The organism is Nonomuraea sp. LPB2021202275-12-8, from assembly GCF_037044575.1.
Taxonomy (GTDB): Bacteria; Actinomycetota; Actinomycetes; order Streptosporangiales; family Streptosporangiaceae; genus Nonomuraea.
Genome location: NZ_JBAHWD010000004.1, coordinates 35,055 through 54,819 on the forward strand (window position 1 = coordinate 35,055; position 19,765 = coordinate 54,819).

Annotated in this window: 16 protein-coding genes; 11 read left to right on the forward strand and 5 right to left on the reverse strand. The window is 71.4% G+C overall.

Translation table 11 applies throughout. The annotated features are described in order from the left end of the window. Window positions 1-142: 142 nt before the first annotated feature. The 6 genes from V5E28_RS08735 to V5E28_RS08760 are packed head-to-tail and all read left to right on the forward strand — an operon-like array spanning window position 143 to window position 6,513. Window positions 143-1,795 (forward strand): AMP-binding protein, encoded by a 1,653-nt coding sequence (locus V5E28_RS08735; RefSeq protein ID WP_336205914.1) that lies wholly within the window; start codon window positions 143-145, stop codon window positions 1,793-1,795. Beyond that, window positions 1,795-2,829, forward strand: coding sequence for an acyl-CoA dehydrogenase family protein (locus V5E28_RS08740; RefSeq protein ID WP_336205915.1), 1,035 nt, complete (start codon window positions 1,795-1,797; stop codon window positions 2,827-2,829). The genes V5E28_RS08735 and V5E28_RS08740 overlap by 1 nt, the downstream gene beginning before the upstream one ends. Continuing rightward, on the forward strand, window positions 2,829-3,983 hold the full coding sequence (locus V5E28_RS08745) for an acyl-CoA dehydrogenase family protein (RefSeq protein WP_336205916.1): 1,155 nt from the start codon (window positions 2,829-2,831) through the stop codon (window positions 3,981-3,983). Before V5E28_RS08740 ends, V5E28_RS08745 begins: the two co-directional genes overlap by 1 nt. Further along, complete coding sequence (locus tag V5E28_RS08750; RefSeq protein ID WP_336205917.1) at window positions 3,980-4,906, forward strand: bifunctional MaoC family dehydratase N-terminal/OB-fold nucleic acid binding domain-containing protein; 927 nt, start codon at window positions 3,980-3,982, stop codon at window positions 4,904-4,906. The genes V5E28_RS08745 and V5E28_RS08750 overlap by 4 nt, the downstream gene beginning before the upstream one ends. After that, a complete protein-coding gene (locus V5E28_RS08755) occupies window positions 4,906-5,319 on the forward strand; it encodes a MaoC/PaaZ C-terminal domain-containing protein (RefSeq protein WP_336205918.1) in 414 nt (137 codons plus the stop codon). The genes V5E28_RS08750 and V5E28_RS08755 overlap by 1 nt, the downstream gene beginning before the upstream one ends. Before the next feature lie 30 nt (window positions 5,320-5,349). Further along, window positions 5,350-6,513: a lipid-transfer protein gene (locus tag V5E28_RS08760; RefSeq protein ID WP_336206405.1), complete on the forward strand. Its 1,164-nt coding sequence runs from the start codon at window positions 5,350-5,352 to the stop codon at window positions 6,511-6,513. 5 nt (window positions 6,514-6,518) lie between these two features. Here V5E28_RS08760 and V5E28_RS08765 read toward each other — a convergent pair whose 3' ends face one another. Beyond that, entirely contained in the window at window positions 6,519-8,027 is a 1,509-nt protein-coding gene (locus V5E28_RS08765; protein WP_336205919.1) for a hypothetical protein, read from the reverse strand. A 261-nt stretch (window positions 8,028-8,288) separates the two neighbouring features. Here V5E28_RS08765 and V5E28_RS08770 point away from each other — a divergent pair, with 261 nt between their 5' ends. Genes V5E28_RS08770 through V5E28_RS08790 form a run of 5 tightly spaced genes read left to right on the forward strand, consistent with a single transcriptional unit; the run spans window position 8,289 to window position 12,160 of the window. After that, window positions 8,289-9,347: an ABC transporter ATP-binding protein gene (locus V5E28_RS08770; RefSeq protein ID WP_336205920.1), complete on the forward strand. Its 1,059-nt coding sequence runs from the start codon at window positions 8,289-8,291 to the stop codon at window positions 9,345-9,347. Then, entirely contained in the window at window positions 9,340-10,014 is a 675-nt protein-coding gene (locus V5E28_RS08775; RefSeq protein WP_336205921.1) for an ABC transporter permease, read from the forward strand. Before V5E28_RS08770 ends, V5E28_RS08775 begins: the two co-directional genes overlap by 8 nt. Beyond that, entirely contained in the window at window positions 9,987-10,682 is a 696-nt protein-coding gene (locus V5E28_RS08780; RefSeq protein ID WP_336205922.1) for an ABC transporter permease, read from the forward strand. Before V5E28_RS08775 ends, V5E28_RS08780 begins: the two co-directional genes overlap by 28 nt. Before the next feature lie 34 nt (window positions 10,683-10,716). After that, complete coding sequence (locus V5E28_RS08785) at window positions 10,717-11,637, forward strand: ABC transporter substrate-binding protein (protein WP_336205923.1); 921 nt, start codon at window positions 10,717-10,719, stop codon at window positions 11,635-11,637. 40 nt (window positions 11,638-11,677) lie between these two features. Beyond that, complete coding sequence (locus V5E28_RS08790; protein ID WP_336205924.1) at window positions 11,678-12,160, forward strand: flavin reductase family protein; 483 nt, start codon at window positions 11,678-11,680, stop codon at window positions 12,158-12,160. Between the two features lie 47 nt (window positions 12,161-12,207). Here the strand turns inward: V5E28_RS08790 and sppA are convergent, their stop codons facing one another. From sppA to glgB, 4 genes are all read right to left on the reverse strand, one after another. Beyond that, window positions 12,208-13,905 carry a signal peptide peptidase SppA gene (gene sppA / locus V5E28_RS08795; protein ID WP_336205925.1) on the reverse strand — a complete coding sequence of 566 codons (1,698 nt, stop codon included), beginning with the start codon at window positions 13,903-13,905 and terminating at the stop codon, window positions 12,208-12,210. Between the two features lie 96 nt (window positions 13,906-14,001). Continuing rightward, window positions 14,002-15,372, reverse strand: coding sequence for a S8 family peptidase (locus tag V5E28_RS08800; protein WP_336205926.1), 1,371 nt, complete (start codon window positions 15,370-15,372; stop codon window positions 14,002-14,004). Window positions 15,373-15,475: 103 nt separating this feature from the next. Beyond that, window positions 15,476-17,374: a S8 family peptidase gene (locus tag V5E28_RS08805; RefSeq protein WP_336205927.1), complete on the reverse strand. Its 1,899-nt coding sequence runs from the start codon at window positions 17,372-17,374 to the stop codon at window positions 15,476-15,478. An 87-nt stretch (window positions 17,375-17,461) separates the two neighbouring features. Beyond that, window positions 17,462-19,618: a 1,4-alpha-glucan branching protein GlgB gene (gene glgB / locus V5E28_RS08810; protein WP_336205928.1), complete on the reverse strand. Its 2,157-nt coding sequence runs from the start codon at window positions 19,616-19,618 to the stop codon at window positions 17,462-17,464. Window positions 19,619-19,765: the final 147 nt, after the last annotated feature.

A 19,765-nucleotide genomic window follows, 5' to 3' on the forward strand; every position in this document is an offset into this window, starting at 1 on the left:
CAGTCACAAAGAGCCCGTATAGATGCATGTCTTTGGCGCTACAGCCGTATATCCGGACTTGTCCCAGAACGTTCCCTCTAGACAGATATTAGAATCTGTTCTAGTTTGCGGTTCGGCTGACCGAGCGCTTGGTGGAGGCGCGATGACCGCGGACACGCTCGCCGCCCTGCTGGCGGCCCGGGCCGAGGACGACCGTCCCGGGCTCCTGCACGAGGACCGGCGCTGGTCGTGGCGGGAGTGCGTGGCCGCCTGCCGCCGGGCGGGCGCGTGGCTGGACGCGCGAGCCGCCGCCCCGCGCGCCGACCTCGCCCGCCCCGGGCCGCTGCATGTGGGCGTGCTCTGCGACAACGTTCCCGAGCTGGTCTTCCTGCTGGGCGGGGCGGCGCTGACCGGGCATGTGGTGGTGGCGCTGAACTGCACCCGGCCGGTGGCCGAGCTGACCCGCGACGCCCGCGCGACCGACGTGGACGTGCTGCTCTGGGACGAGCCCTACGAGGCGCTCGCACGCGAGCTCGCCCGCGACACCGGCGTGGAGCCCGTCCCCGTCTCGGTCCTGGACCGCATCCCGGCGCCGGAGACCGGGCCGGACGAGCGCGAGCCTGGCGACCTGGTGATGCTGATCTTCACCTCCGGCACCTCCGGCCGCCCGCGCGCGGTCCGCGTCACGCAGCGCAAGGTCGCGGTCCCGGGACGATCCCTGGCCGCGCTCCTCACGCCGGAGGACGTCGTCTACTGCTCGATGCCGCTCTTCCACTCCGCGGCGATCATGGCCGCCTACGCCCCGGCGGTCGCCTCGGGGGCCGCGCTGGCGCTGCGCAGCAAGTTCTCGGCCTCCGGCACCCTGCCCGACATCCGGCGGTACGGGTGCACGTACCTGCACTATGTGGGCAAGGCGCTCTCCTACGTGCTGGCCACCCCGGAGCTGCCCGGCGACGCCGCCAACCCGTTGAAGATCGCCTTCGGCAACGAGGGCAGCGCCACGGCGACCCGGCGGTTCGGGGAGCGCTTCGGCTGCTACGTGATCGACGCGTTCGGCTCGACGGAGACGGCGATCGCGATCACCCCGGATCCGTCGGGCCCACCCGGCTGCCTCGGCAGGCTCCCGGACGGGGTGGAGATTCGCGACCCGTTCACCGGCAAGCGGTGCGCCACGGCGGTGCTGGCGGACGGGCGGCTGCTCAACCCGGACGAGGCGATCGGCGAGCTGGTCAACGTGACGGGACTGGGCCTGTTCGAGGGCTACTACAACGACCCGGAGGCCGACGCCGAGCGCGTCCGCGACGGTGCGTTCTGGTCCGGCGACCTGGCCTACGTGGACGGCGACGGCTACGTGTTCTTCGCCGGGCGCGGCACCGAACGGCTCCGGGTGGACGGGGAGAACATGGCGGTCGCCCCGATCGAGGCGGCCGTGCGGGAGTTCGCCGGCGTGGTCGAGGCGGCGGTCTACCCGGTGCCGGACGCCGAGGCCGGCGACCAGGTCATGGCCGCCCTGGTGATGAGCGATTCCGGCGCGGCGTTCGATCCGGCCGGGTTCGCCGCGTTCCTCGCCTCCCGGCGGGACCTGGGCCCGAAGGCGCGGCCGCGCTATGTGCGACTGTGCCGCTCGCTTCCCCAGACGCCCTCGCACAAGGTGATCAAGCGGATCCTGGCCGAGGACGCCTGGCGGACCTCCGACCCCGTCTGGTGGTGGCCGTCGGCCTCCGCCAGGGCGCGATTACTGGGCCGGGAGGACATCGCGGCGATCGAGGGCGAGTTCGTCCGGCACGGCAGGCACCACCTACTGGAGGGCAGCTGATGGATTTCAACCTCGACGAGACCCAGGAGGAGCTGCGGACCCTGGCCGCGGACCTGCTGGCGAAGGAGGCGAGCCACGAGAGGCTGGAGGCGCACGACAAGAGCGGCAGGCCGTACGACGAGCGGCTGTGGAAGGCGCTGCGGGAGGCGGGCCTGACGGCCGTCTGCGTGCCCGAGCACGCCGGTGGCGCGGGGCTCGGGCCCGTCGAGATGGCGGTGGTGCTGCGCGAGGCGGGGGCGCGGGCCGTGCCGGGCCCGCTGGCGGCGACGCTGGTGAGCACCCTGGCCGCGAGCACGTACGGCTCCCGCGAGCACCAGGAGAGGCTGTCCGGGGCGACGGTGTCAACGGTGGCGATCAGGGAGCCGGGCAGGGCGCTCGCCGATCCGCCCGCCACCGCGGCCGAGCAGGTGGCGGACGGCTGGGCGCTCACCGGGCGCAAGACCGGCGTCGCGCACGCGGACGGCGACGTCCTGGTGACGGCCGATCAGGGTCTGTTCCTGGTGCACGCGCCACCGGCGACACCCGCCTTCGCCTCCACGGGGGAGCCCTCGGCCACGATCACGCTCGACCGCACCCCGGCCGAGCGGGTGGCGGGGCAGGAGGCGATCGAGGGGGTCCGGCACCTGTACACGGCCGCCGCCGTCGCTCAGGCCTCGGGCGTGCTGGCCGGTGCGCTGGAGCTCACCACCGGATACATCAGGACCAGGAAGCAGTTCGGCCGGGCGCTGGCCGAGTTCCAGGCGGTGACCATGCAGATCGCCGACGTCTACATCGCCGGGCGGGCGCTGGACGTGGCGATGTGGTCGGGCGCCTGGCGGCTGGCCGCCGGCCTGCCCGCCGAGGAGGACCTGGCCCTGGCCGCCTTCCATGCGAGCGAGGCGGTCAGGGCGCTCTACACCTGCCAGCACCTGCACGGCGGCCTCGGCCTCGACGTGACCTACCCGCTGCACCGCTACTTCGCGCAAGCCAAGCACCTGGCACACCTGCTCGGCGGCGCCGACGCCCAGCTCGACCTGATCGGAGCGCTGGTCTGATGCTCATCGACCTCACACCCGACCAGCGCAGGCTCCGCGACGAGCTGCGCGAGTACTTCAACGGCTGCCTGACCGGCGAGGACCGCAGGAAGATCGCCGAAGACCCGTTCGGCGAGGCGTACATGGCGCACTGCCGCAGGCTCGGCGGCGACGGCAAGCTGGGCCTCGGCTGGCCCAAGGAGTACGGCGGCGGCGGCCACGGCCCACTCGAACAGCAGATCTTCGCCAACGAGATCGCCCGCGCCGGCGTGCCGTACCCGATCATCACCGTGCAGACGGTCGGCCCCACCCTGATGCAGTACGGCACGCGTAAGCAGAAGGACCTGTTCCTGCCGAGCATCCTGGCCGGCGAGTGCCACTTCGCGATCGGCTACAGCGAGCCCGAGGCGGGCACCGACCTGGCCTCGCTGCGGACGACGGCGGTGCTCGACGGCGACCACTACGTCGTCAACGGCCAGAAGATCTTCACCAGCGGCGCCCACTACGCCCAGTACATCTGGCTCGCCACCCGCACCAACCCCGAGGCGAAGAAGCACAAGGGCATCACCATGATGATCGCCTCGACCGACGATCCCGGCTACTCCTGGACCCCGATCACCACCATGGACGGCCGCCACCACACGAACTCCACCTACTACGCCGACGTGCGCGTCCCGGCGGACATGGTCGTGGGCGAGGTGGACAGGGGCTGGGATCTGATCGTCAACCAGCTCAACCACGAGCGCGTCACGCTCGGCCCGGCGGGCAACCTCGGCCAGACCTACGACCGCTTCCTCGCCTGGGCCCGCCGCACCGGACTGGTGGACGAGCCCGACGTACGGCGCGCGCTCGGCCGGGTGCGGGCCCATTTCCGCACCAACGAGCTGCTCAACTGGCAGGTCGCGGCCAACATGGACCTCGGCTGGCTGGGCGCGCCGGACGCGTCGGCCACCAAGGTCTACGGCTCGGAGCGGATGCAGGAGACCGGCCGGCTGGTCGGCGACATCCTGGCCCGCTACGGTGACCCGTCGGACCCGGAGACGGCCGAGCTGATCGAGCGGACGGACCACGGGGCCAAGGGCGCGGTGGTGCTCACCTTCGGCGGCGGCGTCAACGAGGTGCAGCGGGAGCTGATCGCCATGCTGGGCCTGAGCCTGCCGAGGCCGCCCCGATGAGCGACACGACCGACAGGGACCTGCACGAGCTGGCGGTCAAGCAGGCGGCGCTCGGCGAGGTGCGGGGCGCCCCGGCGGCGGACCCGGTCAACGCCCCCATGATCAGGCACTGGCTGGACGCGATGGGCGACGCCAATCCCGTCTACCTCGACCAGGGGATCGCGCCGCCGGCGATGGCGCAGGTGTGGACCATGCCGGGCGTGCGCCGGGGGGCCAAGCAGGGCTCGCCGGTGGACGACGTCATGGCCGCGCTCGACGCCGGCGGGTTCACGGGCGTGGTGGCGACCAACTGCGAGCAGACCTACCACCGCCCCGCTCGGCTGGGCGAGCGGCTGACCTCCGCGACCCGCTTCACCGACCTGGCCGGACCGAAACGGACGGCGCTCGGCGAAGGGTACTTCGCCACCTGGAATGTCACTTGGTATGCCGAATCCGGCGAAGCGGTGGCGGAGATGCTGTTCCGGGTTCTCAAGTTCCGTCCACCGGAGCGGCGACCGCCATCGCCACCGGCCGAGGAGCGCAGGCCGTACCCGCTCAGGCCCGCCGTCAACAGGGACACCGAGTTCTTCTGGGAAGGCGTGCGGCAGGGCGAGCTGCGCATCCAGAGCTGTGCCGACTGCGGCGAACTGCGCCACCCGCCGGGCCCGATCTGCCCCCACTGCCGATCCACCAACCGCGCGCACGTGGTCGCGAGCGGCGAAGGCACGGTCTACAGCTACGTGGTGCACCACCACCCGCCGGTGCCGGGGCGCGAGCCGCCCTTCGTCGTGGCGGTGGTGTCCCTCCCGGAGGGGGTGCGGATCGTGGGCAACATTGTGGACTGCCCGCCCGAGGCGGTGGGTATCGGTATGTCGTTGCGCGTGACGTACCGCTCGATGGATGACGAACTGGTTCTGCCCATGTGGGCACCACGGGAGCCGTGATGCGGACGCTGACAGAAGAGCAGGTCGAGCTCGGCTCGGCGCTACCCGAGCTGGCGATCGGCCTCACGCCCACGGTGGTCGTCTCCACCGCGCTCGCCACGATGGACTTCACCCCGGTGCACCACGACGTCGAAGGCGCCCGCGCGCAGGGGTCCAAGGACATCTTCCTCAACATCCTGACCACGATGGGGCTGGTGGAGCGCTACGTCACCGACTGGGCCGGCCCGGAGGCCGTGATCAGGCGGATCAACGTCAAGCTGGGCGTCCCCGCGTACGCGGGAGACCGGCTGGTCTTCAGCGGCACGGTCGCCTCGCTGGAGGCCGGCGTGATCACGGTCGAGGTCCGCGGCAAGGTCAGCCTCGGCGACCACGCCACCGGGACCGTCGCCCTCGTCCTCCCGTCACGCCGGTAACGGCCGCGCCGTCATCAAGGAGCGAACGTGTTGAGATCTCGCGCGGCCATCGCCGGCATCGGAGCCACGGACTTCAGCAAGGACTCGGGCCGGTCGGAGCTGCGGCTGGCGGCCGAGGCGGTGTTCGCCGCGCTGGACGACGCCGGGCTGTCTCCGTCCGAGGTCGACGGCATGGTCACCTACACCCAGGACGCCAACCAGGAGATCGCGGTGGCACGGGAGGTGGGGATCGGCGAGCTGAGCTACTTCTCCCGGGTCGAGTACGGCGGCGGCGCGGCCTGCGGGACCGTGGCGCACGCGGCGATGGCCGTGGCCACCGGGATGGCCGACACGGTCGTCTGTTACCGGGCCTTCAACGAGCGCTCCGGGCGGCGGTTCGGCCAGCCCGACGCCCGGCTCGGCGGGCAGCCGTCGTCGCAGGGGCTGGAGATGAGCTGGCACGTGCCGTACGGGCTGATGACGCCCGCCGCCTGGGTGGCCATGTTCGCCCAGCGGTACATGCACGTCTACGGCGCGAGCTCCGCGGACTTCGGGCGGGTGGCCGTGGCGATGCGCAGGCATGCGGCGACCAACCCCGCCGCCTGGTTCCACGGGCGCCCGATCACGCTGGCGGAGCACCAGGCGTCCAGGTGGATCGTGGAGCCGCTGCGGCTGCTCGACTGCTGCCAGGAGAGCGACGGCGCGGTGGCTCTGGTGGTGACCTCGGTCGAACGGGCGCGGGACCTGCGACGCTCGCCGGCGGTGATCACGGCGGCGGCGCAGGGCGCGGGGGCAGGCCAGATGATGATGACCAGCTACTACCGGGACGACATGACCGGCCTGCCGGAGATGTCAGTGGTCGGCAGGCGGTTGTGGGAGATGTCCGGGCTGACGCCCGTGGACATCCAGACCGCGATCCTGTACGACCATTTCACCCCGTTCGTGCTGACCCAGCTGGAAGAGCTCGGGTTCTGCGGGCGGGGAGAGGCCGCCGACTACCTCAAGGACGGGGGCATCGAGATCGACGGCCGCCTGCCCGTCAACCCGCATGGAGGCCAGCTGGGCGAGGCGTACATCCATGGCATGAACGGCATCGCCGAGGCGGTGCGCCAGATCCGCGGCACGTCCGTCAACCAGGTCGGCGGGGTCGCGAACGTGCTGGTGACCGCCGGCACGGGGGTGCCGACCAGCGGTCTGATCCTCTCAGCTCCGTGACGCGGTCACGGGCTGATGATCATCGGCACCGAGAAGAACACGATCATCGCGATCACCACGCAGATGCCGAAGCCGATCAGCTCCCACGCCCAGTCGTGGTGGCGCTGGCGCCGCTTCTTCTTGCCGGGACGCCGGGCCGGCGGCCCCTGCCTCGGCCGCGCGGGCTTGCGGACCGCGGTCCCCTGAGCCCCCGGTTTCTTGCCCGCGGGCCTGCCGGCGCCCGGCCTCTGGGCGCCTGACCTCTGGGCCGGCGGCTTGCGGGTGTCGGCCATGCGCGGCTCGGACTGCCGTGTTTCGGACTGCGCGCCCTCCGGCGCGATCCGCGGCCGCGCGGCGGCCCTGGGCTCCTCGACCCGCGCCTCGGGCTCCTCGGCTTGCGGACGGACGGCCTCGGTGCGCGGGTGGGCGGCGGGCTCGGGCAGCGGCATCCGGTAGACCGGCTCCGCGGCCGCCGACCGGGGCGTGAACAGGCGGCCCGCATCGCCCGGCACGATCACGTCGCCGGTCGCGGGCGGCTCCTGCACTCTCGGCAGGTCGTCCAGCACGTCGGCCGGAACCGGCGAGGGCATGATGAACGGCCGCTCGACCGGCGCCTTCCTCGGCGGCGTCCCGGCAGGCGTCCTGCGCCGGGGCTCGAACGCGGCGAACGGCGTCGGCGGGGCGTCGAACACCCTGCGAGCCTTCGACGGGAACGGGCCCGCGCTCTCGGGAGAGGCGGCGAGCGGATCGCTCAGCTTCGGCATCGGCGCCGTGGTCGCCTCGTGGGCGGCGACGCGCGAAGGCGGCGGGGTCAGCAGCTCGGTGGGGAAGAGCCCGGTGGTGGTCGCCGGGTCGGCCTCGCCCAGTGGCAGCGGCCAGGTGGGGGGAACCGGCCAGCGCGGCTTGACGAACAGCGGCGCGGCCCCCGCGGTGAGGGATCCGGCGAAGTGGACGCGCAGCGAGCCGGGCGGCGACGGCCACGGCAGGCGGCCGAGCACGTCGCGCAGCGGAGCGACCGTCAGCGCGCCGTAGACGTCGGCGACCGGCTTGGGCACCCGCCGCTCGGTGGTGGCCAGCGCGAGCCCCAGAGCCTGGGTGAGCCGGTGCGCGGCGTTGATCGCCAGCTCCTCGGCGGTGTCGGGCGCGACGTCGAGCACCCAGGCCAGCTCGGCCCGGTTGAGCCCGCAGATCTGCGTCAGCACCAGCACCTCGCGCTGCTGGAGCCGCAGCTCGCGCAGCGCCCGCTCCACCAGGGCGGAGGCGGGGTCGATGAGCGGGTCCACCACGGGAGGCGAGTAGACGACGTCTCGCCGGTGGATCTCGCGGCGGGCGAACGCGTAGAGAGCCGCCCGCGGGGGCCCAGGCTGACCGTCCGCAACCGGCACGCTGGTGAGGACGGCCACCAGGACGTCGGCCGCTGAGCCGGGGTCGCCGAGCTGGTCCGCGCAGTAGGCGTACAGCCCGGCGGCGTGACGGTCGTAGAGCTCTGCGACCAGCTCGGGGCGCGAGCGCTGATCGGTGAGCGAGTGAGTCACGTGACCGGTTCCTCTTACTGGAAGAGCTGACACCGCAGGGTGAGGAGCGGCGTCGGAGGTTTGTGAAGGTAATCATGCCAACACACCCAGGTCCAGCGCACTATCACAGCGGGATTTCCTACAGAATCCCTGGTCAGTGAAGCGTTTAAGCGAGGGCCGGGAGGACAGACCGGGCTGGATCGCCGTAGTCTGTGCTCCAAGAGATCATGTGGCGGTCGTGGCAGGGGGGCCGCGGCCCCGCCCTGAAGCGGAAGGTCGCGCGTGATCACGTTCGACGCTGTCACCAAACGCTATCCAGACGGAACCGTCGCCGTGGACAGCCTCAGCCTGGAGGCGCCCACCGGCGAGATCACCGTGTTCGTCGGCCCGTCTGGCTGCGGGAAGACGACGTCCCTACGGATGATCAACAGGATGATCGACGCCACCGAAGGGCAGATCCTGCTCGACGGCAAGCCCGTGCAGAGCATCGACCCGCCCACGCTGCGCCGGGGCATCGGCTACGTCATCCAGCAGGCCGGCCTCTTCCCGCACCGCAAGATCGTGGACAACGTCGCCACCGTCCCGTTCCTGCTCGGCTGGAGCCGCCAGAAGGCCCGCGACCGGGCCATGGAGCTGCTCGAGCGCGTCGGCCTCGATCCGGGGCTGGCCCAGCGCTACCCGTTCCAGCTCTCCGGCGGCCAGCAGCAGCGCGTGGGCGTGGCCCGCGCGCTGGCCGCGGACCCGCCCGTGCTGCTGATGGACGAGCCGTTCAGCGCGGTGGACCCGGTCGTCCGCACCAGCCTGCAGGACGAGCTGCTCAGGCTCCAGGCGGAGCTGAACAAGACGATCGTCTTCGTCACCCACGACATCGACGAGGCCATCAAGCTCGGCGACCGCGTCGCGGTGCTGCGCGTGGGCGGCAAGCTGGCGCAGCTCGCGGACCCGAAGACGCTGCTGTCGGAGCCGGCCGACGACTTCGTCAGCGAGTTCCTCGGCCGTGACAGGGGCATCCGCCGCCTGCAGTTCGTCTCCACCGCCGGCCTGCGACCGCGCACCGACCTCACCGTCCCGGTGGGGTTCGAGGGCAGTACGGACGAGCCGTGGCTGCTCGCCGTCACCCCGGACGACCGGCCCGCGGGCTGGATCTCCAAGGACCTGCCGGGCGAGCCGAAGCCGTTCGGGACCTACGTGCACGGCCAGGACCCGTTGCGCTCGGCCCTCGACGCGGCGTTGCTGTCGCCGTCGGGCTGCGCGGTGGCCGTGGACGAGCAGGGCAAGGTCGTCGGCGTGGTCACCAGGCAGGCGCTCGACCAGGCGATGACGGAGGCCGCCGATGGGTGAGGGCCCGCCCACACTCTGGGAGTGGTTCGCGCGCAACTGGGACACCGGGCGGGTCGGCAGCATCAGGGACCTGCTCGGCGACCACCTGCTGATGTCGCTGGTGCCCATCGTCGTCGGGCTGGTCCTGGCGCTGCCGCTGGGGCTGGCCAGCGTGCGCTGGCGCTGGCTCTACCAGCCCACGGCGGGCGTGTTCAACGTGATCTACGCGCTGCCCTCCCTCCCGGTCTTCATGCTGCTCATCTCGATCACCGGACTGTCCCCGGTCACCGTGATCATCCCGCTCACCTTCTACGCCATGGCCGTGCTCATCCCCGCCGTGGTCGACGGGCTCGGCTCGGTGCCCGACCACGTGCGGCAGTCGGCGGTGGCGATGGGCTTCACGCCGCTGCGCCGCCTGGTCCAGGTGGAGCTGCCGATCGCCGCGCCCGTGGTGCTCGCCGGGCTGCGCGTGGTGGCGGTCTCCAGCATCAGCCTGGTGAGCGTGGGCGCGCTGATCGGCCAGGGCGGGCTCGGCATGCTCTTCACCAGGGCCTACCAGAACCCGTTCCTGCCGCCGGTCATCGTCGGGATCGTGCTGATCGTGGCCCTGGCGCTGGTCGCCGACGGCCTGCTGGTCCTCGCGCAGCGGCTGCTCACCCCATGGGTGCGGGCGAGGAGGGCCTCGTGAGCTGGCTGACCGACTTCTTCGGCGACGGCGCCAGGTGGTCCGGGCCCGACGGCATCCCCATCCGGCTGCTGGAGCACCTGGAGTTCTCCGTCCTGGCGCTCGCGCTGGCCATGCTGATCGCGATCCCGCTCGGGCTGCTGATCGGCCACACCGGGCGCGGCGGGGTCGCCGTGGTCCTGTCGGCCAACCTGGCCAGGGCGCTGCCCACGCTGGGCATGCTGGTGCTGTTCGTGCTGCTGCTCGGCACCGCGTCGATCTGGCCGGTGATCATCCCGCTGGTGCTGCTGGCCGTGCCGCCGATCCTGGTCAACACCTTCGAGGGCATCAGAGGAGTGGATCCCGAGCTGCGTGACGCGGCGTACGGGATGGGGCTGCGCGGCGGGCAGGTGCTCGGGCGGGTGCTGGTGCCCGTGGCCCTGCCCCTGATCCTGCTCGGGCTCAGGCTCTCGGCCATCCAGGTGGTCGCGACCACGACCGTCGCCGCCTACACGGGCCTGGGCGGGCTGGGGCGCTACGTGATCGACGGTTTCGCGACCAAGGATTACGCGAGCGTGGTCGGCGGTTCAGTGTTGATTGTGCTGTTCGCACTCGTGGTGCAGATCGCCTTCACGCTCGTACAGAGGGTGACCGTCTCTCCGGGGGTGAGTCAGCGATTGAAGACTCGATGATTTTCGTACTAACTCCCGCAGAAGGGGAAATCTTATGAGACGCATGTTCGGCACCGCGGCGGTGCTCCTGTCCGCGACGCTCGCGTTGTCCGCTTGCGGCGGCGGTGGCGGCGGGGGCAACCCGCTCGAGACCACGAGCGCGGCGCCCACGGGCTCGGCCTCCGGCGCGGGGACGGTCGTGATCGGGTCGTTCGACTTCGACGAGAGCGTGCTGCTCGGCTCGATCTACGCCCAGGCGCTGGAGGCCAAGGGTGTCCAGGTCGAGGAGAAGCCGCGCATCGGCAGCCGCGAGGTCGTCTACGACCAGGTCAAGAGCGGCGGACTGACCCTCGTGCCCGAGTACAACGGCAACCTGCTGGCCTTCATCGACCAGCAGAACACCGCGACCACCACCGACGAGATCAACACGGCGCTGAAGGAGAAGCTCCCGGCCGAGGTCGAGGTCCTGGACGCCGCCCCAGCCGAGGACAAGGACACCCTGTCCATCTCCAAGGACACCCAAACCAAGCAGTCGCTCAACACCATGGAAGACCTGGCCAAGGTCTCCAAGGACATGATCGTCGGCGGTCCGCCCGAGTTCAAGAAGCGCTGGGAGGCGCGCTTCAAGGACGTCTACGGCATCGAGTTCAAGCAGTGGAAGTCCACCGGCCCGACGACCGCGGACGCCATCAAGGACGGCTCGATCCAGGTGGGCAACGTCTTCAGCACCGACCCGAAGATCACCGCCAACAACCTCGTGCCCCTCGAGGACACCAAGAACATCTTCCCCGCCCAGAACGTGACCCCGCTGCTCTACAAGGCCGGAGCCACCGACGCCGTGCGGACCACGCTCAACGGCGTCTCGGCCAAGCTGACGACCGAGGCCCTGCTCGACATGATGCAGAAGATCGCCGTCAACAAGGACGAGCCCGCCACGGTGGCCAAGGAATGGCTGACCGCCAACGGCCTCGGCTGACCCGCCCGGCGAGGGTCCCCGTCCCCCGGGGGCCCTCGTCGTGAGCGAGTTCACCGACGCCATGGCACAGCTCGCGGCCGGCGTGGCGGTCATCACCGTCCGCGACGACCGCGACGACCTCGGCGCCACGGTCTCCACGCTGATGTCCGTCTCGCTGGAGCCGCCGCTGCTTCTGGTCAGCCTGTCCAGCAGCGGCTATCTCAACGAGGTCATGCTCAGGCGGGACCGCTGGGGCTGCTCCCTGCTCTCCTCCGGCCAGGCGGCCATGGCCAGCCGCTTCGCCACCGCCGGCCGTCCCAGCGCCCGCCACCTCGTGGCCGGCGCCCCGCACCACCGCGGCCCCCACACCGGCGCGCTGGTGCTCCAGGGCGGCGTCGCCGCCCTGGAGGCGGAGACGTCGCAGGTGGTCCCGGCGGGCGACCACACGCTGTTCATCGCGACGGTCCTCGCCGTCGACTACGTGACGCCCTCACTCCAGCCCCTGGTACGGCTCCGCGGCCGCTACCGCGCGGCAGGCGCCTGAGCGAGACGAGTCTTCACGCTGACACGCATCCGGACCTGCTGTGACTCCTAGCGGATCACGTACCAGGCCGGCAGGGTCAGGGGGCCGGTGGCGGGGAGGCCGAGCTCGGCGGACAGCCGGGCGAGCGGGCCCCAGGCGTCCAGCCTGACCCTGGCGAGGGCGGCGGCCCGGTCCTCGCTGGACTCCGGCCCGCGCAGCCGCTCCAGCGGGTTGAGACGCGGGAAGGCGCGCACCGGTGCCTCGTCGGAGAGGCCCGCGCGCTTCCTGGCCAGGGCGAGAGCGTCCTCCAGCCCGCCCAGCTCGTCGACGAGCCCGCGCTCCTGGGCGTCGGCGCCGGTCCAGACGCGGCCTCGGGCCAGCTCGTGGGCGCGTTCGGGGGTGAGGTCGCGGCCCTGGGCCACCTTGCCGACGAAGTCGTCGTAGATGCGGTCCAGCCAGGCGTTGATCCGCGCCCACTGCTCGGGGGAGAAGGCGCGCGAGGTGGAGAACATCCCGGCGTTGGCCCCCTCGGAGACCAGCTCCGAGTTGATCCCGATCTTCTCCAGGAGCTCGGCGAGCACCGGCTTGCCGCCGAAGACGCCGATCGAGCCCGTCAGCGTGCCGGGCTGGGCGACGATCACGTCGGCCGCCATCGAGACGAAGTAGCCGCCGGAGGCCGCCAGGTCGCCCATGGAGACGATGACCGGCTTGACCTTGCGGGTGAGCACGACCTCCCGCCAGACGGTGTCGGAGGCGACGTACGAGCCGCCGGGGCTGTCCACCCGGAAGACGACGGCCTTGACGTGCTCGTCGCGGCGGGCGGCCCGCAGGGCGGCGCTGATCGTGTCGGAGCCCATCGCGCCGCCCCCGCCGAGCGGGCTGCGGCCGCTGCGGCCGGTGCGGATCTGTCCGGCGCCGTGGACGAGGGCGATGCCGTCGGCCGTCGGGTGCGGCAGCTTGCGCACGGCGGCGGCGCGGGCGTAACGGGAGACGTACAGCAGCTGGGCCTCGCCGCCGGCGGACTGCTTGACCTCGTCGTAGACCTCGTCCCGGTAGGCGAGCCCGTCGACCAGCCCGGCCTCCAGGGCCTCGGGGCCGATGAACGGGCCGCGGTCGACGAGCTCGCGCACCTTGGCCGGGTCGAGCCTGCGGCCTTCGGCGATGCCGGCGACGAGCTGGTCGGTGACCGACTCGACGATGCGGGTCATGGACTCGCGGTGCGGCTCGGTCATGTGGTCCTGGGTGAAGGTGTTGGCGGCGGTCTTGTACTCGTGCCGCTGGCCCATCTCGAAGTCGACGCCCAGCTTGGTCAGGGCGCCCTTGACGAAGCGCTGCTCCAGGGCCACGCCGGTCAGCCCGATGTCGCCGCTGGGCTGCAGGTAGACGCGCTCGAACGCGCTGGCCAGGTAGTAAGGCACGGTGCCGCCGGCGAATTCGCCGAACGTCTCGCCGAAGGCCACCGTCAGCTTTCCGGAGGCGCGGAAGCCGAGCACGGCCTGGCGCACCTCCTGGACCAGCGCCAGCCCCAGCGGGTTGCCGCCGATCTTCACGATCAGCGCCTTGACCCGGGAGTCCTTGGCGGCCCGCCTGAGCCCGGCTCGTACGTCGGACAGGCGGGTCTTGCGCATGGACAGCACTGCGGTGAGTGGGTCGGCAGGGGGCCCGTCGGTCAGCCCTTCGGTGAGGTCAAGCTCCAGGATCAGAGGTCCGGTGCGCCGCTGACGGAGCTTGTCGATGCTGTCGATGATCGCCTTGCCTGCATCCATAGAGCCACCCTAAGCGGCAGGAGTCGGCCATGGGTGGCCAACTCCTGCCGAAGCGGACCGCGCAGGGAGACGGCCGACGTCAAGGTGGCGGAAGGGTCAGACGCGCGGCACGCTGCCCGTGGCCGCCCCGACGTCGACCCGGACCGTGGACACCCGCGGCCCGAAGGGGTTGGAGACGACCCGGTCGCCGCTCGCCTGCAGCCGCTGGAGTATCTGGACCGGATTGAGGTGCGGGTAGGCCTGCTTCATCAGCGCGAAGCTGCCCGCCACGTGCGGTGTGGACATCGAGGTGCCGTTCAGCACCCCGTAGGTGTCGTCCGGTACCGAAGAGTTGATCTCCGCGCCCGGCGCGAACAGGTCGAGCAGCTTGCCCCGGTTGGAGAAGGCGGTGATCTGGTCGCGGTCGTTCGTGGCCCCCACGGCGACGGCGCTGGAGACGCAGGCGGGGGAGGCGACGGCGTCACGCCAGCCGGCGTTGCCCGCCGCGGCCACCGGCGCGACGCCGGCGTTCAGGAGCCCGTCGAACTGGTCCTTCAGGGCCCCGGCCTGCGGGTCGCCGTCGCAGTGCTCCCGGTGCGGACCGCCTCCGCCGTAGCTCATGTTCACCGCCGCCACGTTGTGCGTGCGGGCCGTTCGCGCCACGTACTCCAGTGCCAGCTTCTGGTCGGAGGTGAAGCTCATGAAGCAGGGCGCCGCGCCCCCGCAGGTCAGGAGGCTGTCGATGCGGCTGAAAACCTGGATCGGCAGGATTCCGGCGGCCGGCGCGACGCCGTTGCCGGGAGATCCCGCCACCGTCCGGCCGGCCGCGATGCCCGCCACGTGGGTGCCGTGGCTGCACTGGTTGCCGCCGCTGACCATGCACGGCGCGATCTCGGCGTCGGCCGCGCCGGGGCCGGTCTGGCTGGACTGGCCGTTCGGGCAGAGCGAGACGGCCCCGGAGGTCGCGTCCGAGGTCGAGAAGCAGGCCTCGTCCACGATCCTGCCGCTCAGGAACGGGTGGTCGCGGTCGATCCCGGTGTCCAGGACGGCGACGGTGGTGCCCCGGCCGGTCCAGCCCGATGCGTTGGCGTCGTCCGAGGCGATCACCCCGGTGCTGTCGTCCAGGAACGCGACGCTCAGCGTGTCCTGGTACACCGCCTTGACCCGGGGGTCCTTCCGCAGCTCGGCCAGCGTGGTGCTGTCGATCTCGGCGACGAGGAAGTTCGGCGACTCCGTGGCCTCCAGCACGCTGGCCGTGGTCGAGGCCTTCTCGATGTCGCCGGCGACGGCGCTGACGCTGTGGCCGGGCCTGAGCTCGACGATCGAGCGCACCTTCTGCCGGGCGTCGATCTCGGCGGCCAGCGTCGGGCTGATGGCCGGGTCGCCGGTGTCCGGGGCGCCGGCCCGTGCCGTGGCCGGCGCCCCGGCGAGCAGCGCCGTGGCCGTGGCGAGCGCGAGGCCGCCCGCCGTGAGAGAACGTGAACGCACCGGTTCCTCCGAGATGTCGCAGACAGTCGGGGGGCGGCTGGGCGATAGATCCCCGCAGGTGTTGCCGGTGATGCGTCGGTTTCCTAAGTGACGGAGGAGGCTTTTAGCGAGATTTAGCGATACTCGTGACCGCCCGCTTGAGCGCCGCGCTCGTGGACTTGCTACTCAGTCGCACCTTCTCGGCGGAGTTGAGGGTCTTGGTGTTGTTCATCCCCTGCGCCCAGTTGAGCCAGCCCGTGAGCAGTGCGCTGTCCAGCCGCTGCTTGGCGGTCTTGGCGCCCTTCAGCACCCGGTAGGCCTTGCCCAGCGACGAGGCCTTGGTCAGCTCGGGGAAGACCTTGCTGGCCTTGTGCGCCAGCTTCAGATAGCAGGTGAGCGTGGCGTCGGCCATCGTGCCACTGCCGCGGTGGATCTCCACGGCCCACTGCTTGGCCGTCATCCGCTTGCCCGCCGTGCCACGCGTGCAGACGGTGGCGGCAGGGGTGGTGGCGGCGGGCGAAGGCGTCACCGTGAGGGTCACCGTGACCGTGATGGTCGGCAGCGGGATCGGCGTCGGGTCCGGCTCGTCCGCCCCCGGGTCGTCGGGCTCGGGCGTCGGGCCGCTGCCCGTGGGGTCGGGCTCCGGTTCGGGGCCCGGGTCGTCCGGGCCGGGGGCCGGGGCGGACGGCGGGCTCTGGCTGATGTCCGGCTGCGGCGCCGTGCCGTTCAGCGCGGCGGCCACGTCCAGCCGCGGCGTGCGCACCTCGGCGCCGTTCGCCTGGTAGACGTACGGCCTGCCGGTCGTCTTGAGCTTGTCGATCAGCTCGGGCATCGGGGACTGCGGGAACCTGGCCTTCAGCAGGGCCAGGGCGCCCGCCACGTGCGGGGTGGCCATCGAGGTGCCGCTGTGGACCGCCATCTGGTTGTCCGGCACCGACGACTCGATGTCCACGCCCGGCGCGAACAGGTCGAGCAGCGCGCCCCTGTTGGAGAAGTCGGCGATGGCGTCGCCGTCGTCGTTCGCGCCGACCGCCACCGCCGAGGAGATGCAGGAGGGGAACGAGGCGCCTTCGAAGAACTCGTTGCCCGCGGCCACCACGGTCGCGATGCCCTTGGCCAGCAGGGCGTCGATCTTCGGCTTGAAGACCAGGCCCTCCTCGCTGCCGTCGCAGGAGCTCTCGGACGGCATGCCGCCCAGGCTCAGGTTGACGGCGGCGATCGGCTCGCTCAGCGAGGCCACGTGGTCCAGGGCCAGCCGCAGCGACGACTCGAAGGCCAGCAGGCAGGACGGCTCGCCGCACATGTCCTCGTCGTCGACCCGGCTGAAGACCTGCACCGCGATGATCCCCGCGCCGGGGGCCACGCCACCGCTGCCCGCGGCGATGCCGGCCACGTGGGTGCCGTGCTCGCACAGGTTCACGCCGCCCGCCAGGCACTTGGCGGTGGTGGCGTCGGCCGAGCCCGGGCCGGTCTGGCTGATCTGCCCGTTCGGGCAGAGCGTATCGACGCCCTGCTCCATGGCGGAGAAGCAGGCTTCGGCGACGATCCGGCCGCCGAAGAACGGGTGGTCGCGGTCGATCCCGGTGTCCAGGATGACGACGTTCTGGCCGCTGCCCGTGTGGCCCGCGGCGTGCGCCTGGTCGGCGCCGATCTGCTTGATGCTGGAGGCCAGCGACGGCGGGTAGGCGCGGTCCCGGTGGATGGAGGTGACCCGGGGGTTCTCGGCGAGTGCGGCCAGCTCCTTCGCGGTGCCCTCGACGACCATGAACGGCTGGCTCGCCGGCTGGAGGAGGACCTCCACGCTGTCCGCCGCCGCCTGGCCGGCCACCGCCGCGTGCTGCGCCGGGTCGGTCAGCTCGACGATGGCGCGCACGGTGCCGCCGTCGACGGCTAACCCCTCCTCGACCTTCTCCTCAGCGCTCCGGGTGACGCCGGGAGTGGGGGTCGGATCCTCGGCGAAGGCGGGCGCCGCAGGGATCAGGGCCAGCATGATCGAGCACACGATCAGGGGGCGAAGTCGCACCGGGGTCCTCCGAGAAGGGATGATCTCGGAGTTTAGAGTGATTTGTCAGAAGCGCACAGGCCCGGGAGGCGCTTTCCCACCAGACTTTCAGTCAGTCGGCGCCGGAATCGACAGCCAGACCGCGCCCAGCGACGGCACCCGCAAGGTCGTCGAGTACGGCAGGCCGTGCCAGGGCTCCTCGACCGCCTCCACCGAGCCCAGGTTGCCCACTCCGCTGCCCCAGTACTCGTAGGCGTCGGTGTTGACCGCCTCCGTCCACTGCCCGCCGTAGGGCAGGCCGAGCCGGTAGTTCTCGTGCGCCCCGCCGCTGAAGTTGACCACGCACGCCACCGCGGACCCGTCGGCCGCGTAGCGCAGGAACGACAGCGTGTTGCCCGGAGCGTCGTCGGCGTCGATCCACCGGAACCCCTCCGGCCTCGTGTCCTGCTCCCACAGCGCCGGGGTCTCCCGGTAGAACCGGTTGAGGTCGCGCACCAGCCGCTGCACGCCCTGGTGCCCGTCGAACTCCAGCACCCACCAGTCGAGCCCGCGCTCCTCCGACCACTCCGAGCCCTGGCCGAACTCCCCGCCCATGAACAGCAGCTGCTTGCCCGGATGCGCCCACATGAACGCCAGCAGGGCGCGCAACTGGGAGAAGCGCTGCCACTCGTCGCCCGGCATCTTGCCCAGCAGCGAGCCCTTGCCGTGCACGACCTCGTCGTGCGACAGCGGCAGCACGTAGTTCTCCGAATAGGCGTAGATGAGGGAGAAGGTCATCTGGTGGTGGTGATACTGCCGGAAGACCGGTTCGTGCCGCAGATACTCCAGCGTGTCGTGCATCCAGCCCATGTTCCACTTGAAGCCGAACCCGAGCCCGCCCAGGTGCACCGGCCGCGAGACGCCGGGCCAGGCCGTGGACTCCTCGGCGATGGTGGTGATGCCGGGCGCCTCCCGATAGCAGACGGCGTTCATCTCCTTGATGAACTCGACCGCGTCGAGGTTCTCCCTGCCGCCGTAGACGTTCGGCGTCCACTCGCCCTCGCGCCGCGAGTAGTCCAGGTAGAGCATCGAGGCCACCGCGTCCACCCGCAGGCCGTCGATGTGGAACTCCCGCAGCCAGTAGACGGCGTTGGCCACCAGGAAGTTGCGCACCTCCCTGCGGCCGAAGTCGAAGACGTAGGTCCCCCAGTCGGGGTGCTCGCCGCGCCCCGGGTCGGCGTGCTCGTACAGCGGGGTCCCGTCGAAGCGGGCCAGCGCCCACTCGTCCATCGGGAAGTGCGCGGGGACCCAGTCCAGCAGCACCCCGACGCCCCTGCGGTGCATCTCGTCCACGAAGTGCCGGAACTCGTCGGGCGTGCCGAACCTGGCCGTCGGGGCGTAGTAGGAGGTCACCTGGTAGCCCCACGACCCGCCGAACGGGTGCTCGGCCACCGGCAGCAGCTCCACGTGCGTGAAGCCCAGGTCGGCGACGTACTCCGAGAGCTGGTCGGCCAGCTCCAGGTAGGACAGGCCGGGCCGCCACGAGCCCAGGTGCACCTCGTAGATGCTCATCGGCCGGCGCTGTGCCTGCTTGCCGCCGCGCTCGGCCATCCACTCCTCGTCCTGCCAGGAGTAGCTCGACTGCTCGACCACCGAGGCGGTCTGCGGCGGCACCTCGGTCCGCCTGGCCATCGGGTCGGCCTTGTCCCGCCACACGCCGTCGGCGCCGAGGATCTGGTACTTGTACCGCTCGCCCGCCGTGATGCCGGGGACGAACAGCTCCCAGACGCCCGAACGGCCCAGCGAGCGCATCGGGTGGGCGGTGCCGTCCCAGTGGTTGAAGTCGCCGACGACCCTGATGCCGCGGGCGTTCGGCGCCCAGACGGCGAACGCCGTGCCCGGCACGTCCTGGTGTTCCATCACGCGGGCGCCGAGCACCTCCCACAGCCGCTCGTGCCGCCCCTCGCCGATCAGGTGCAGGTCCACCTCCCCCAGCGTGGGCCAGTGGCGGTATGGATCGCGCACCTCGTGCGTCTCGCCTCCGCCGTACTGCACGCTCAGCGTGTACTCGGGCACCTTGTCCAGTCCTGGGACAGTGGTTTCGAACACCCCGTGAGCCTGATGCCTCATGTCGTGGGCGGTGCCGTCCTCCAGCACCACCCGGACACGTTCGGCGAGCGGGCGCAGCGCGCGGAAGGTCACCCCGCCTGCCACGGGGTGCGCTCCGAGCACGGAGTGCGGATCGTGGTGCGCCCCGCCCGCGAGGCGGTCGAGCTCTGTCCTCATCGGCATGCTCCCAACCCTGCCCTACGACGACCGTCCAACCCAGCCACTGCCCGCATTCACCGAGACAATCACCGAAAGTGCGGAATCTTGGGTTTATCCGGAGCGGAAACCACCACTTCGATCACTATCGACTTGACCTCAAGCTTG

Excerpts from the sequence above, each read along its gene's own strand:
- V5E28_RS08735 (WP_336205914.1), top strand. The coding sequence starts at position 143 with ATGACCGCGGACACGCTCGCCGCCCTGCTGGCGGCCCGGGCCGAGGAC.
- V5E28_RS08740 (WP_336205915.1), top strand. The coding sequence starts at position 1,795 with ATGGATTTCAACCTCGACGAGACCCAGGAGGAGCTGCGGACCCTGGCC.
- V5E28_RS08745 (WP_336205916.1), top strand. The coding sequence starts at position 2,829 with ATGCTCATCGACCTCACACCCGACCAGCGCAGGCTCCGCGACGAGCTG.
- V5E28_RS08750 (WP_336205917.1), top strand. The coding sequence starts at position 3,980 with ATGAGCGACACGACCGACAGGGACCTGCACGAGCTGGCGGTCAAGCAG.
- V5E28_RS08755 (WP_336205918.1), top strand. The coding sequence starts at position 4,906 with ATGCGGACGCTGACAGAAGAGCAGGTCGAGCTCGGCTCGGCGCTACCC.
- V5E28_RS08775 (WP_336205921.1), top strand. The coding sequence starts at position 9,340 with ATGGGTGAGGGCCCGCCCACACTCTGGGAGTGGTTCGCGCGCAACTGG.
- V5E28_RS08780 (WP_336205922.1), top strand. The coding sequence starts at position 9,987 with ATGGGTGCGGGCGAGGAGGGCCTCGTGAGCTGGCTGACCGACTTCTTC.
- V5E28_RS08785 (WP_336205923.1), top strand. The coding sequence starts at position 10,717 with ATGAGACGCATGTTCGGCACCGCGGCGGTGCTCCTGTCCGCGACGCTC.
- sppA (WP_336205925.1), bottom strand. The coding sequence starts at position 13,905 with ATGGATGCAGGCAAGGCGATCATCGACAGCATCGACAAGCTCCGTCAG.
- glgB (WP_336205928.1), bottom strand. The coding sequence starts at position 19,618 with ATGAGGACAGAGCTCGACCGCCTCGCGGGCGGGGCGCACCACGATCCG.